At 50.2% G+C, this 15,095-nt stretch carries 11 protein-coding genes; 9 read left to right on the top strand and 2 right to left on the bottom strand.

Features of this window, described 5'->3' with window-relative positions:
* The first annotated feature begins 158 nt into the window (after nt 1–158).
* The 8 genes from HW447_RS11880 (at nt 159) to HW447_RS11845 (ending at nt 11,556) form a co-directional block, all read left to right on the top strand.
* Nucleotides 159–2,312: a M28 family peptidase gene (locus HW447_RS11880; RefSeq protein ID WP_176255479.1), complete on the top strand. Its 2,154-nt coding sequence runs from the start codon at nt 159–161 to the stop codon at nt 2,310–2,312.
* Nucleotides 2,313–2,363: 51 nt separating this feature from the next.
* Nucleotides 2,364–2,999, top strand: coding sequence for a GNAT family N-acetyltransferase (locus HW447_RS11875; RefSeq protein WP_176255478.1), 636 nt, complete (start codon nt 2,364–2,366; stop codon nt 2,997–2,999).
* A gap of 168 nt (nt 3,000–3,167) precedes the next feature.
* Entirely contained in the window at nt 3,168–4,262 is a 1,095-nt protein-coding gene (leuB, locus tag HW447_RS11870) for a 3-isopropylmalate dehydrogenase (RefSeq protein WP_176255477.1), read from the top strand.
* 51 nt (nt 4,263–4,313) lie between these two features.
* Nucleotides 4,314–5,981, top strand: coding sequence for a dihydroxy-acid dehydratase (ilvD, locus tag HW447_RS11865; RefSeq protein ID WP_176255476.1), 1,668 nt, complete (start codon nt 4,314–4,316; stop codon nt 5,979–5,981).
* A gap of 46 nt (nt 5,982–6,027) precedes the next feature.
* Nucleotides 6,028–7,710 carry a biosynthetic-type acetolactate synthase large subunit gene (ilvB, locus tag HW447_RS11860; RefSeq protein WP_176255475.1) on the top strand — a complete coding sequence of 561 codons (1,683 nt, stop codon included), beginning with the start codon at nt 6,028–6,030 and terminating at the stop codon, nt 7,708–7,710.
* 278 nt (nt 7,711–7,988) lie between these two features.
* Nucleotides 7,989–9,071 (top strand): 3-phosphoserine/phosphohydroxythreonine transaminase, encoded by a 1,083-nt coding sequence (gene serC, locus HW447_RS11855; RefSeq protein ID WP_176255474.1) that lies wholly within the window; start codon nt 7,989–7,991, stop codon nt 9,069–9,071.
* A gap of 3 nt (nt 9,072–9,074) precedes the next feature.
* The gene (locus HW447_RS11850; RefSeq protein WP_176255473.1) at nt 9,075–10,238 is read left to right on the top strand and encodes a phosphoglycerate dehydrogenase; all 1,164 of its coding nucleotides are present in this window, start codon (nt 9,075–9,077) and stop codon (nt 10,236–10,238) included.
* Between the two features lie 79 nt (nt 10,239–10,317).
* Nucleotides 10,318–11,556 (top strand): DUF1015 domain-containing protein, encoded by a 1,239-nt coding sequence (locus HW447_RS11845; RefSeq protein WP_176255472.1) that lies wholly within the window; start codon nt 10,318–10,320, stop codon nt 11,554–11,556.
* A gap of 47 nt (nt 11,557–11,603) precedes the next feature.
* On the opposite strand, the gene HW447_RS11840 is transcribed toward HW447_RS11845, so the two are convergent.
* The gene (locus tag HW447_RS11840) at nt 11,604–12,749 is read right to left on the bottom strand and encodes a M23 family metallopeptidase (protein WP_176255471.1); all 1,146 of its coding nucleotides are present in this window, start codon (nt 12,747–12,749) and stop codon (nt 11,604–11,606) included.
* Nucleotides 12,750–12,901: 152 nt separating this feature from the next.
* On the opposite strand from HW447_RS11840, the gene HW447_RS11835 reads away from it, so the two are divergent.
* The gene (locus tag HW447_RS11835) at nt 12,902–14,086 is read left to right on the top strand and encodes an iron-containing alcohol dehydrogenase (RefSeq protein WP_176255470.1); all 1,185 of its coding nucleotides are present in this window, start codon (nt 12,902–12,904) and stop codon (nt 14,084–14,086) included.
* Between the two features lie 126 nt (nt 14,087–14,212).
* On the opposite strand, the gene HW447_RS11830 is transcribed toward HW447_RS11835, so the two are convergent.
* The gene (locus HW447_RS11830) at nt 14,213–15,016 is read right to left on the bottom strand and encodes an MBL fold metallo-hydrolase (RefSeq protein ID WP_176255469.1); all 804 of its coding nucleotides are present in this window, start codon (nt 15,014–15,016) and stop codon (nt 14,213–14,215) included.
* Nucleotides 15,017–15,095 lie beyond the last annotated feature (79 nt).

Genomic DNA, 15,095 nt, shown 5'->3' with positions numbered 1-15,095 from the left:
CAGAATATCCATGGAAGCTTCTGAAGTCTTATAACTTCCATGGGCGGGGAGATATCGGGGATGAACGGATCAGGTGCAGCAGGAGGATACTCCGGCCGCGCCTTTTTCCTTGAAAAGGAATTTTCATGCATACAAAATATCATGTGAGGTAAGAGAAAATGGAACAGTGGAAAAAATGGGAGCAGGCGCTGACTGAGGCAGTCGATACAGATTATTCCTATGGGCTGGCAAAACGGATGGAGGAGCCCAGAACCAATCCGGTGCTTGGATACCGGACGGCCGGCTCACAGGCAGAGTTTGAAACCGGAGAGTTATTATACAGGGAAATGAAGCAGCTGGGTCTTAAAGAGGTTCATAAGGATAAAATCAGGGTAGACAGCTGGGATTTTCATCATGCAGTGCTGCGCTTTAGGGATCATCAGGGAAAGGAACATGAATTTCAGCTGGGGGCCTATCAGACAGATTTTCATACAGAGGGATTTAAGGAGTTCTCCATGGTGTATCTGGGCCGCGGTACGGCGTGCCAGTATGAGAATGTGGATGTAAAGGGAAAGCTGGTGCTCATTGATATCAACCAGAGAGAGGAATGGTGGATCAATTTTCCAGTGTATCAGGCGCATTTAAAGGGAGCGGCGGCTTTGATCGCGGTTCAGGATAATGGCTACGGAGAAATTCATGAGACGGCGCTGAACGCGCAGGATATTGCAGGCCCCATGGAGGCGGCGGCTTTTTCCATTTCCCAGGCAGATGCGGCGGTCCTGAAGGCAGATATGGCAAGGAGGGCGGGAGAAAACCAGGGGGAATACGGCGAAACCAGGGTATTGTTTGATGCCTCGTCTACCGTGCTTAAGGATCAGGAATCCTATAACATTGTGGGAACCATTCCTGGACGGGAGAAGGACTCACTGATTCTGCTGTCGGCTCACTATGATTCCTATTTCAGCGGCTTTCAGGATGATAATGCCGCCGTAGCCATGATGCTCGGCATAGCCAGGGCTATTCTAAAGACAGGGTATCAACCCAATAAGACGCTGGTGTTCTGTGCACTGGCGGCTGAGGAATGGGGGGTAGTGGATTCAAAATACGACTGGTCGGCCGGAGCTTATGAGCAGGTTTTTACGGCGCGGCCGGAGTGGCAGGGAAAAGTATTTGCGGATCTGAACTTTGAACTTCCAGCTCATGCTCACGGGAAAAGGGATGGAGTGCGGTGTACCTATGAGTATGCGTCATTTATGGAAGACTTTGTAAAACGGATCAGGAATATTCCTGCCGCCTATCCGGAGGGAATAGAGGTGCTGTATCCCATCCAGACCTGGTCCGACGATTTTTCCATGGCCATTGCAGGAATCCCTTCTATGGTAAATGAGTTCAGCGCAGGAGAGTTTATGGAGACCCATTACCATTCACAGTTTGACAATGAAGAATTTTATCAGGAAGAGGTATTCCGCTTTCACCACGAATTTTATGGGAAACTTGTGCTTGCCATTGACCGGTCGGCGGCTGTGCCTCTGGATTTTGGCCGGCTCTTTGGGGCTGTGGCTGACAGCGTAGACCGAAAGATGTGCAGAAAAACCGGAGCACAGGAAGAGGGGCTGCTCCAGGGACTGGAAAAAGCAGGGGAACTGGCAAAAACGCTTTATAAAGCGGTACAAACGATCAACCAGAGATATGAGGAGCTTCTGGAGCAGAGAAATGGAACCTGCGCCGGTATGTCAGGCTGTGTCAGTGCAGATGAAGAAGGTCTGTCTGCAGCAGGCGGGGGATGCCGGGAACTGGAGGCTGCCTGCCGGGAACTGAACCGCCGTCTGCTTGGTTTATTCCGCAAGGAGCAGGATTATTTTGTGCGGCTTAACTGGCATGATGAGGTGCTTTTTCCGCAGGAGGCAGTAGGAAGCAATCTGCAGGCTATTTACAAGGCGCTGGAGTGTCTGCGCCAGGGAGATGCGGAAGGCGGATTAAATGCCGTCTATGAGATTGACAACAACCGCTACGCCTTCCTTTTCGATAAGGAGGTATTCAGCTATTTTACCGAGTATGTCTTAAATCAGCCCGCCGACCGTTTAAAGTGGGGAGCAGGCCGTATTGTTCACCATGAGAATCTTTTTGAACTGGTGGCCAGCCTGAAGGAAAAACACCAAAAGGCCGGCGGTCAGACTGCAGATCTGGAAAGAGAGCGCAGAGCGCTTCTTAAGGTTGCAGAGAACCAGGAACAGTGCTATCGGGAGGACATTCAGTATATGGAGAACTCCGTGGGAAAACTGACGGCTCTGATGGAGGACTGTTTAAAGACCATACCGGATATAAAATGGTAAAAGGCAGCCAAACAGATCAAGTTATCAAACAGAGGTGTAAAATACTTAGTTATGGAAAGCAGCAAATTATACAGAGTAAAAAAAGAGGATCTTCCCAGGCTGGAGAATCTTTTGGTGGAATGTTTTTCCAGCGACCCCTTATACTGCAGCCTGATTCCTGATCAGGAAACGCGAAAACGGCTGCTGCCGGAACTGTTTCAATGCGATCTTACAGAGTTTTTTGAAACCTGCGAGATATACGCGGAAAGCCCCAGCATGAACGCTCTTTTAGTGGTATCCGACGAGTCGGAGCCCTATAATCCCCTGATCTTTTATCTCACGGAGGCCTGGGCCAGCCTGCGCACGGACGAGTATCTGATCAAAGAGGATCCCAGCTTAAAGACGCTGTGGAATTTCGTGAAGGGAAGGGATTACTTAAATTCCCGCTGGACAGACCAGCTCCATCAGGAGGAACGTCTTCATGTGATCTATCTGGCTGTCCGTCCTTCCATGCAGCATCATGGGCTGGCGGCCCTTCTGATGGAAGAGGTCATTGCGTATGCCCAGAGCCATCACCTGATGGTTTCCTTAGAGACCCATAATCCCCACAATGTCCCCATGTATGAGCATTTCGGCTTTAAACTCTTTGGCATTGTGCAGAAAAATTTTGACTTAAAACAGTATTGCATGATCCGGGAATACAGATAACATCATAACTTTTACTTATACTGTCAATTCCAAAAATGTATATTTTATAAGAGGAAAGTTCAGACAGAACAGTTGAAATACACACTTTTATGAGATATGATAAAAAGAAACTATAATTGCAAGGACAGGTATAACTTAAAAGAATAGAATGTAAGGGAGATCGCTGCTATGGATTATAATATAACATTGATCCCCGGCGATGGGATCGGACCGGAGATCGTAAGAGAAGCGAGAAAAGTCATGGATCGGGTGGGGCAGATATACGGCCATACCTTTCATTATAAAGAAATCCTGATGGGCGGGTGTTCCATTGACGCTTATGGAGTTCCTCTGACCCAGGAGGCATTAGAGACAGCCAGGGAGAGCGACGCCGTTCTTTTGGGAGCTGTAGGAGGAAATGTAGGAAATTCCCGCTGGTATGATGCAGCGCCGGATAAGCGGCCGGAGGCAGGGCTTCTTGCTATCCGCAGGGGACTGGGCCTGTTTGCCAATATCCGTCCCGCCTTTCTTTACGATCAGCTGGCGGACGCCTGTCCCTTGAAACAGGAAATCATAGGAAACGGCTTTGATATGGTGATCGTGAGAGAACTTACAGGCGGACTGTACTTCGGGGCCCGCCGCACAGAAACAATAGACGGAGTTATGACAGCTGTTGACACTCTGACATACAATGAAAACGAGATTCGCCGTATTGCCGTCAAAGCCTTTGATATTGCTATGAAACGCCGCAAAAAGGTAACAAGTGTGGACAAGGCCAATGTGCTGGATTCATCCAGGCTTTGGAGAAAGGTAGTGGAAGAGGTGGCAGAGGACTATCCCAAGGTGGAGCTGAGTCATATGCTGGTGGACAACTGCGCCATGCAGCTGGTGATGAATCCAGGACAGTTTGATGTGATCCTGACGGAAAATATGTTTGGCGATATTCTGTCCGATGAAGCCAGCATGATCACCGGCTCCATCGGTATGCTGTCCTCTGCCAGCCTGAACGAAAGCCGTTTCGGCCTTTACGAGCCGAGCCATGGTTCGGCCCCTGATATTGCGGGCCAGGACATTGCCAATCCGATTGCCACCATCCTTTCAGCGGCTATGCTGCTCAGATTTTCCTTTGATCTGGATCAGGAGGCCGACGCGGTGGAGGAGGCGGTACGTCAGGTGTTAAAAGACGGATACCGGACGGGAGATATTATGTCCGAAGGCTGTATCCGGATCGGAACTGCGCAAATGGGCGACCGGATCGCAGAACGCATCCGTTCGGGCAGATAAGACGCTGTACATAAAAAGACCGGGATTACCCCATAAAAGGAGATCAGACATATGAGAAGTGATGCAGTAAAGACAGGTATGCAGCAGGCGCCTCACCGCTCCCTGTTCAATGCCCTTGGAATGACGGAAGAAGAGATGAAAAAGCCCATGGTTGGCATCGTAAGCTCCTATAATGAGATTGTGCCGGGCCATATGAATCTGGATAAGATCGTGGAAGCTGTAAAGCTGGGAGTGGCCATGGCCGGAGGGACGCCGGTGGTATTTCCCGCGATTGCAGTCTGTGACGGTATTGCCATGGGACATATCGGCATGAAATACTCCCTGGTGACAAGAGATTTAATTGCTGATTCTACTGAGTGTATGGCAATGGCTCACCAGTTTGATGCTCTTGTAATGGTGCCTAACTGCGATAAAAATGTTCCGGGCCTTTTAATGGCAGCTGCAAGGATCAATGTCCCCACTGTATTTGTCAGCGGCGGCCCCATGCTGGCAGGCCGTGTCAAGGGACACAAGACCAGTCTTTCCAGTATGTTTGAGGCAGTGGGCGCATACACGGCAGGAACCATTACCGAGGAGGACGTAAAGGAATATGAGAGAAAGACCTGTCCCACCTGCGGCTCCTGCTCCGGTATGTATACAGCCAACAGCATGAACTGCCTGACAGAGGTTCTGGGAATGGGCCTGCAGGGAAACGGCACGATTCCGGCTGTGTACTCTGAGCGCATTAAGCTGGCAAAGCACGCGGGTATGCAGGTAATGGAACTGTACCGCAGGAATATCCGCCCCAGAGACATTATGACAAAAGAGGCGTTTATGAATGCCATGACTATGGATATGGCCCTTGGCTGCTCCACAAACAGTATGCTCCACCTTCCGGCTGTCGCTCATGAGGCGGGAGTGGACTTAAATGTGGATACTGCAAATGAAATCAGCGCAAAAACCCCTAATCTGTGCCACCTGGCTCCCGCAGGCCCTACCTATATGGAGGACTTAAATGAGGCCGGAGGCATCTATGCGGTCATGAACGAGATCAGCAAAAAAGGTCTTCTGCATCTGGACTGCATGACCGTTACAGGAAAGACTGTAGGGGAAAATATTAAAAACTGCAGCAATTTAAACCCCGAGGTGATCCGCCCGGTGGAAAACCCATACAGCCAGACCGGAGGCATTGCCATTTTAAAGGGAAATCTGGCCCCGGATTCTGCTGTGGTAAAGCGCTCGGCCGTTGCGCCTGAGATGTTAAAGCACGAAGGCCCTGCCAGGGTTTTTGACTGCGAGGAGGATGCCATTGCTGCGATTAAGGGTGGAAAGATCACAGCCGGAGATGTGGTTGTGATCCGCTATGAGGGGCCCAAGGGCGGACCTGGCATGAGAGAAATGCTCAATCCCACCTCTGCCATCGCCGGTATGGGGCTTGGTTCTACAGTAGCCCTGATTACGGACGGGCGGTTTTCCGGTGCTTCCAGAGGCGCCTCCATCGGCCATGCATCCCCGGAGGCGGCCGTAGGCGGACCCATTGCCCTGGTGGAAGAGGGGGATCGTATTTCCATTGATATTGACAATCATTCTCTGAATGTTCTCGTATCAGACGAGGAGCTGGCGGCAAGAAGGGAAAAATGGCAGCCAAGAGAGCCGAAAGTTACCGCGGGATATCTGGCGAGATACGCTTCGCTGGTTACCTCTGCCGACAAGGGCGCTATTTTACAGGTTAAACCATAAGAATGGCGCTGCAACAAAAATCCGCGTAAAAAGGAGCATCAGGACTATGAGTAAATTGACGGGGGCAGAAATCGTTATTGAGTGTTTGAAGGAGCAGGGAGTGGATACCGTGTTCGGCTATCCAGGCGGCGCTATCCTGAATATATATGACGCACTGTATCAGCATCAGCATGAGATTACCCATATTCTCACCTCCCATGAGCAGGGAGCTGCCCATGCGGCGGACGGATACGCCAGGGCTACGGGAAAGGTGGGCGTATGCCTGGCTACCTCCGGCCCCGGAGCAACCAATCTGGTAACAGGCATTGCCACGGCCTATATGGATTCGGTTCCTGTGGTAGCAATCACCTGTAATGTAGGCAACAGCCTCCTTGGAAAGGACAGTTTTCAGGAGATCGATATCACCGGCGTTACCATGCCCATTACCAAATACAATTTCATTGTTAAAGACGTAAATAAGCTGGCCCAGGTCATCCGACGGGCTTTCACCATCGCCCAGACCGGCCGTCCCGGCCCTGTTTTAGTAGATATTACAAAGGATGTGACAGGGGCTCTCTGCGAGTATGAAAAGGAGGTTCCTGCCCAGATCGTCCGCCAGAGTGATACGATTTCAGAGGAGGATATGGAGCGTGCCATCGAGATGATCCGTAAGGCTCAGAAACCCTTTATCTTCGTTGGAGGCGGAGCGGTGATCTCCGACGCTTCTGAGGAACTGCGGGCGTTTGCAAAGAAGATTCAGGCACCTGTAGCAGACAGTCTGATGGGAAAAGGGGCTTATGACGGCACGGACGAGTTCTATACCGGCATGGTGGGGATGCACGGCACAAAGACCTCTAATTTCGGAATTACGGAGGCGGATCTGCTGATCGTGGTAGGCGCGCGTTTCAGCGATCGAGTAACGGGAAACGCGTCTAAATTTGCCAAAAATGCAAGGATCCTGCAGATCGATATTGACCGGGCAGAGATCAATAAAAATATTCCCGTAGACGCCAGCATCATCGGAGATGCCAAGGTGATCCTGCGCAGGCTCAACGCAAGGCTGGATCCCATCAACCATGACGAGTGGATCGCCCATATTGAGCGCATGAAGGATATGTATCCTCTCCGCTATGACAAATCGGTGCTGACAGGCCCGTTTATTGTCCAGACCATTGATGAGCTTACAAAGGGAGATGCCATTATCGTTACAGAGGTAGGCCAGCATCAGATGTGGGCCGCCCAGTATTACGAGTATCGTCATCCCAGAACTCTTCTGACCTCCGGCGGCCTGGGAACCATGGGCTATGGGCTGGGAGCGGCCATTGGCGCAAAGATGGGCTGCAGGGACAAGACGGTGATCAATATCGCCGGCGACGGCTGTTTCCGCATGAACATGAACGAGATTGCCACTGCTACCCGCTACAACATTCCTGTGATCCAGGTGGTAGTTAACAACCATGTGCTGGGGATGGTGCGCCAGTGGCAGACGCTGTTTTACGGAAAGCGTTATTCCCAGACCGTGTTAAACGACGCAGTGGACTTTGTAAAAATCGCTGAGGCTATGGGGGCCAGGGCTTATAAGGTGACCAAAAAGGAGGAGCTGGAGCCTGTTTTAAGAGAAGCCATGGAACTGAATATCCCTGTTGTGATCGACTGCCAGATCAGCTGTGATGACAAAGTATTTCCTATGGTATCTCCCGGATCTCCCATTGCAGATGCATTTGATGATACAGATCTGAAAATTGGATAACGTATGTGTAAGAGGCGGTTGGGAAGTCATGGAAATGATCTTTCCGGCCGCTGTCTGCTAAAATGAAAGTCTGAGATGTTCTGATATTTGTACTTGAAAATTCTCTAAAAACCATGTATAGTATTCTTCAACACATTATCGCAATAAAATGATAAAGCAAATATAGGCAGACTGCTTCTGCATAGTAAGGTGCTGTCTGCATATATATATAAAGCTGCATTTAAAACAGGTGCGCGGGGCAAAGCCTCAAAGAGCGCCCAGAATAAGGAGGAAACAGGATGAGCAGAGTTTATAATTTTTCAGCAGGTCCGGCGGTGCTGCCGGAGGCTGTACTGAAGGAAGCTGCAGCAGAGATGCTGGATTACAGAGGCACCGGAATGTCAGTGATGGAGATGAGCCACCGCTCAAAGGCTTATGATGACATTATCAAAGCTGCGGAATCAGACCTGCGTGATCTTCTACATATTCCTGACAATTACCGGGTGCTTTTCCTGCAGGGCGGCGCGTCCCAGCAGTTTGCGATGGTGCCTATGAATCTGATGAAGAACCGGGCTGCGGATTATATTATTACAGGCCAGTGGGCAAAGAAGGCATATCAGGAAGCAGGGATGTATGGCCAGGCAAATGCCATTGCCTCCAGCGAAGATCGGACATTTTCCTATATCCCGGACTGCTCCGACCTTCCCGTATCGGAGAACGCGGACTATGTTTATATCTGTGAAAATAATACCATTTATGGAACGAAGTTCTGGACGCTGCCTGATACGAAGGGAAAGGATCTGGTAGCGGATCAGTCCTCCTGTTTCTTATCCGAACCGGTGGATGTAGCAAAATACGGTCTGATCTTCGCCGGAGCACAAAAAAACGTGGGGCCGGCCGGTACGGTCATCGTGATTGCCAGAGAGGATCTGATCCGCGAGGATGTGTTAGAGGGAACGCCTGCCATGCTGCGGTATAAGACCCATGCAGATGCAGGTTCTCTGTACAATACGCCGCCTACCTACGGCATTTACATCTGCGGTAAGGTATTTAAGTGGCTGAAGGAAATGGGCGGTCTGGAAGAAATGAAAAAGCGCAACGAAAAGAAGGCAAAGCTTCTTTACGATTTCCTGGATCAGAGCCGTCTGTTTAAGGGAACCGTAGAGAAGAAGGATCGCTCGCTGATGAATGTTCCTTTTATCACAGGAGATGAGGCTCTGGACGCCCTCTTTGTAAAGGAGTCAAAGGCCGCGGGACTGGAAAATCTAAAAGGGCACCGTACCGTAGGCGGTATGAGAGCCAGCATTTACAATGCCATGCCCATGGAAGGCGTGGAGAAACTGGTTGCATTTATGGATGATTTTGAGAAGAAGAGGGGGTAGAATATGAAAAAGATCCATTGCTTAAATCCCATTGCAGAGTGCGGAACCAAGCTGTTTCCAGAGGATTACGTTTTCACGGATCAGGCGGCGGAGGCGGATGCTCTCCTGGTGAGAAGCGCTTCCATGCATGAGATGGAGCTGCCAGAGAACCTGTTAGCCGTGGGACGTGCCGGGGCCGGTGTCAACAATATCCCTCTCGACGAGTGCGCACAGCAGGGGATCGTGGTTTTCAATACCCCCGGAGCCAATGCAAACGGCGTAAAGGAACTTGTACTGGCGGGGCTGTTTCTGGCATCCAGGGACATTGCAGGCGGCCTTGCGTGGTGTAAGGAAAATGCCGCGGATCCTCAGATCGCAAAGACAACGGAAAAGAGCAAGAAGGCCTTTGCAGGCTGTGAAATCAAGGGAAAGAAACTGGGCGTGATCGGTCTGGGAGCCATCGGCGCTGAAGTGGCCAATGCAGCTACTCACCTGGGCATGGAGGTGTACGGTTATGACCCGTATCTCTCTGTCAATGCAGCCTGGAGGCTTTCAAGAAATGTAAAGCACATTACCAACGCAGATACCATTTTTCGGGAATGTGACTATATCACCGTGCATGTGCCGCTTTTAGAATCTACGAAGGGTATGATCGATAAAGAAAAGCTGGATATGATGAAGGACGGTGTGGTGATCTTAAACTTTGCCAGAGATATACTGGTAAATGATGACGATATGGCAGAGGCTGTCGCGGCAGGCAGGGTAGCAAGATACGTCAGTGATTTCCCCAATCCCAAAGTGGCAAATATGGACCGTGTGATCCTGATGCCCCATCTGGGAGCATCCACAAAGGAGTCGGAGGATAACTGTGCAGTTATGGCCGTACAGGAACTGACAGATTATCTGGAAAATGGCAATATCCGTAATTCGGTCAATTATCCGTCCTGCGATATGGGGGTGTGCCAGACAGAGAGCCGCGTGGCTGTGCTTCATAAGAACATTCCCAACATGATCGGGCAGATTACTGCTATTCTGGCGGCTCAGGGGGCAAATATCACCGACATGACAAACAAGAGCCGCGACAGGTTCGCTTATACGCTGGTAGATCTGGAGCACAGTCTGGAAGAGGCGACGATTGAGCGGTTAAAGACAATCGAGGGTGTTCTCCGGGTACGCAGGGTAAAGTGACAAACAGAATCCAAAAAGAGATTTGGGAGCCTTCATGGCCGGAGGGCTGCGGAGGCTCCTGATATAAAGGAGAAAACATATGGCAGTTGTAAAACCATTTATCTGTATCAGACCGGCAAAGGATATGGCTTCTCAGACAGCGGCTCTCCCCTACGATGTATACAGCCGGGAGGAAGCCTGTGAGGCAGTGAAGGGAAATCCCCTTTCCTTTTTAAATATTGACCGGGCGGAGACGCAGTTTCCAGCAGATGTGGATACATATGACGACAAGGTATATGAAAAGGCCAGAGAACTTCTGGATCAGCAGATTGCAGACGGCGTCTATGTGACGGAACCGGAGCAGGCCTACTATCTGTATGAGCTTACCATGGACGGCCGCAGCCAGACAGGAATTGTGGCCTGCTGTGCGGTGGATGATTATATAAACGGTGTGATCAGAAAACACGAGAATACCAGAGAGGAAAAGGAACTGGACCGCATCCGTCATGTGGATATCACTAATGCGCATACAGGCCCCATTTTTCTGGCTTACAGAAAACAGGATGAGTTAAAAGATAGGGTAGAGAAGGCTAAGGAACAGGAAGCGCTTTATGATTTTGTGTCCGAGGATGGGATCCGTCACAGGGTATGGAAGATAGGCCTCTCACAGGAGATAAAGGCGATTGAAGCGGCTTTTGAGAAAATTCCGGCGGCATATATTGCAGACGGCCACCACAGAGCGGCTTCGGCAGTGAAGGCAGGGCTTAAAAGACGGCAGGAGCAGCCGGGCTATACGGGAGAAGAACCGTTTAATTACTTCTTAGCTGTGCTGTTTCCCGATGATGAACTGATGATCCTGCCTTATAACCGTGTGGTAAGGGACTTAAACGGCCTGGATAAAGCGGGATTTTTAAAGGCCGCTGAAGAGAAATTTGAGGTGACAGAACTGGGAACCGGGCCATTCGGGCCAGAGGAGAAGGGAACCTTTGGGATGTATCTGGATAAAACCTGGTATTCGCTGAAAATACGGCCGGAATATCAAAGCAAGGACCCGGTGGCAGGGCTGGATGTGTCTGTTTTACAGGATCAGCTGCTGGGGCCGGTTCTGGGCATAGGAGATCCGAGAACAGATCGCCGGATCGATTTTATCGGCGGGATCCGTGGATTAAAAGAGCTGGAACGGAGAGTGGAAAGGGATATGCAGGTGGCATTTTCCATGTACCCCACCTCTATCGCAGAACTTTTGGCCGTGGCAGATGCAGGACGGCTGATGCCTCCTAAATCTACCTGGTTTGAGCCAAAGCTGAGAAGCGGTCTGTTTATTCACAGACTTTCATAGAACTGTGTAATCTGGACGCAATGGAGTGAAAGAACCCCCTTGGACAGCTATCCGGCAGAGCCTTCTTTCATTCCATATATCCGTTTCCACTCCTTGGTTCCCTCTGCTTTTACCGTTTCGCAGCGGTTTCTCTCTAAGAATTTAACCAGCTCATAGCAATCAATCCAAACCTCTTTTCCAGCCTCCCTTCTGGCCTCGTCAAAGATCAGTTCCAGACCAAAATGAAGGTGGGGCGTGTCAATATTGTTGGTATTTTCCGTAGAACTGTAGCCGGTACGGCCCAGATAGCCGATCACATCCCCTGCCTGAACATAGCTGCCCTGTGAGAGATTTGACTGATAGGGGTAGTTTTTCCGAAGGTGGGCGTAGTAATAGTAGCGTTTTTTGTCCAGACTGCGTATTCCCAGCCGCCAGCCGCCGTAAGGGTTCCAGCCGATTGCTTCTACATAGCCGGATTCCACCGCGATTATGGGCGTTCCTACCTGCCCCATCATATCGTGGCCCAGATGCTGGCGCTTAAAGCCGTAGCTTCTGGCTGCGCCAAAATCGTCGTAATCATTGTAGGGGAAGCCTTTGGCAATAGGGGAGAAGGCTTTTAAGCCGTATTTCGTCACCCAGACCGTGTCTGGGGGGGACTGGGAGGCCGTGCTTTCTGTCTGATATTCTGCAGGAGCCTCGCTTGCCGGAATTTCTGCCTGGAATACACCTACCATCCCATCTAACACTGCTCCGTAAGCCTCGCGGTAATAGTCAAAATTTTTCCATTCTTTCCTGAGCATATCCATGGTCGTTTCTCCGCTTAACACCGCTTCTGCCAGCTGGCTCATCTCCTCCGCCTTGTAGGCTGAAAAATCTCCTCCGTATTTTGCCCCCAGCAGAGCCAGCAGATCCACCCAGTTTAAATGAACCTCCTTTTGAAGCGTATCCACATCGTACCGAAAGGCCTGGTTCATGGCCTCGCTGGTTACATGAAAATCCACCCATTTCACCTGGCTTTTTTCCGCATGGCGGGCCGCGTCGGATGGGGAGGCGGTGGAAACTCCGGTAAAAATCGCCATCCCCTGCCTGGGGAAACAGGAAAGCAGAGGAAAAAGAAGGACTGCAAGCACCAGAGCCTCCGCCCAGATCAGCTTTAGGGAATGTTTCTGAAAGATGAGAAAACAATGGAAGAAAAAACGCCGGAAAGGGTTCATATGAATTTCCTCTTTGGAGATTAAGATTCTGAAACCATTTTATGGGGGGAAAGGGAAAAATATGATGGCAGGATCAAATTGAGAAAATAGTCTGGATGTGATAAAATGGAGTTTAGCTTGAGAAATGATTGCCGAAGGAGGAGGAAATTTCCATGGAAAATTTTGAATTTTACGCCCCAACCCGTATGATTTTCGGAAAGGGCACCCATTTGCAGGTGGGAAAACTGATTCGGGAATACGGATTTAAGAAGGTGCTGGTACATTTTGGAGGGGGAAGCGTAAAAAAGAGCGGACTGCTGGATCAGATTCAGACTTCGTTAAAAGCTGAAGGGATTGCGTATGTGCTCTTTGGCGGAGTTCAGGCGAATCCGGTGCTTTCCATGGCCAGAGAGGGAATCGCCCTGTGCCGGAAAGAAAATGTGGATTTCGTTCTGGCTGTAGGTGGGGGAAGTGTGATTGATTCGTCCAAATGTATTGCCGACGGCGCAGGCAATCCTGATATGGATGTATGGAAATTCCATATGAAGGAGGCAGTGCCCAGGAAAGCCCTTCCTGTAGGCGTTATACTCACGCTGGCCGCGGCCGGAAGTGAGATGAGCGCCTCCTGTGTGATCACAAATGAGGAAAACGGCTTAAAGCGCGGATTTAACAGTGTAACACATCGTCCCTTATTTTCTATCTGTAACCCGGAACTGACCTATACGGTAAGCCGGTTTCAGACAGGCTGCGGAACAGTGGATATTATGATGCACACTCTGGAGCGGTATTTCAGCCAGGGGGAGGACACGCCGCTGACAGACCGCATCGCAGAGGGACTTTTAAAGACCGTTATCGAGGCGGGACGGACGGCGGATCAGAGACCGGATGACTATGAGGCAAGGGCTGCTCTGATGTGGGCGGGAAGCCTGTCTCACAATGATCTGACGGGAGCTGGCCGAACGGTATTTATGCAGGTGCACCAGCTGGAACATGAGCTTTCCGGTATGGATGACCGGATTGCCCACGGCGCAGGGCTGTCGGCTCTGTGGGCTTCCTGGGCGAGATACGTATACCGTCATAACATAAGCCGCTTTGCCCGGTATGCGGTCAATGTGTGGAATCTGGATATGGATTTTGAACATCCAGAGAAAACGGCGCTGGCCGGTATCAGGGCCACGGAAAAATTCTTTTGCGAACTGAATATGCCCGTTACCCTGAAGGAACTGGGAGTTTCTCCGTCCTCCTTTAAAGAGATGGCAGAAAAATGCTCCGACCACGGAAAACGGACGCTGACAGGGGTAAAGGAGCTGGATGAGGCAGACATGATCCGTATTTATGAAATGGCTCTGGGAGAATAGAACAAAAGGGATGACCATACGGGATATAGTGGAGAGACAAGTGCAAAAGACATAGAGATGAAAACAGCGTATATCGTTTTACGATATACGCTGTTTTCGCTATAATGCCGTTTGCCGGCTGCCGGGCTATAAAGAAAGGATTTCCCCATCGTCCGGTACATGGAGCTCTCCGCGATAGTATTCTTTCCCCTCGGCCGTATAAAGCGCCTTGCGGTCGGCCAGCCGTTTATCCTCTGTGTGCCACAGCACAAGATGGGGTATATCAAGGCGTTCAGCCAGTTCACAGGCCTCTTTCACGGTACTGTGATGCTTTTCATAGGGCTTAAAACGATCCCTGTCCTCATAGAGGCAGAATGCCTCATGGAGAAGCCAGGAACTTCCCTTTACATAAGGTACGCACTCTGCGCTTAGCGGCTCATCTCCGGCGCAGGTAAGCTTTCTGCCGTCTTTCAGAGCGAACGTAAAGCCGAACTGTTTTGCCTTGGTAGACAGAATGTCGAAGAAGGTTACATCATGATCCAGGATCCGTACAGTCTCCCCATCCTCCACCGGTACCAGGAAAATGCGTTCGCCGATCATTTTATAAAATTTCCCCTGAAGGGTCAGACGGCAGAGGGTAGAAATGGTATCGGTCAGTTCATGGTGGCAGTAAATCCGAAGCTGTCCCTCATAATTTCCTTTTTTCATAGCCGTTGCGATCATCCGCACCATCCAGACGATCCCCAGAATGTGATCCGTATGCTCATGCGTCACGAAAATATGATGGATCTGGGAAAGCTCTACCTTCATATCCTCAAGTATCTTTAAAATACCGTTTCCTCCTCCGGCATCCACCATGAAAAATTCCTCTCTGTCCTTTAAGGCAAAGCAGGTATTGTAGCAGCGGACTGCCTGAGCGTTTCCGGTTCCAAATACATATAATTCTTCCATATCAAGTTCCTTTCTGAGACTTTCTTTATAAAAATTTAAAAGTTGTTTTCTGGGAAAAACTTTAAAATAATCCATAAGT

Source organism: Enterocloster alcoholdehydrogenati (assembly GCF_013282095.1).
In the GTDB taxonomy this organism is placed as follows: Bacteria; Bacillota; Clostridia; order Lachnospirales; family Lachnospiraceae; genus Enterocloster; species Enterocloster alcoholdehydrogenati.
The sequence above is the reverse complement of the archived record's forward strand: the minus strand, read 5'-3'. Positions and strand labels throughout refer to the sequence as shown.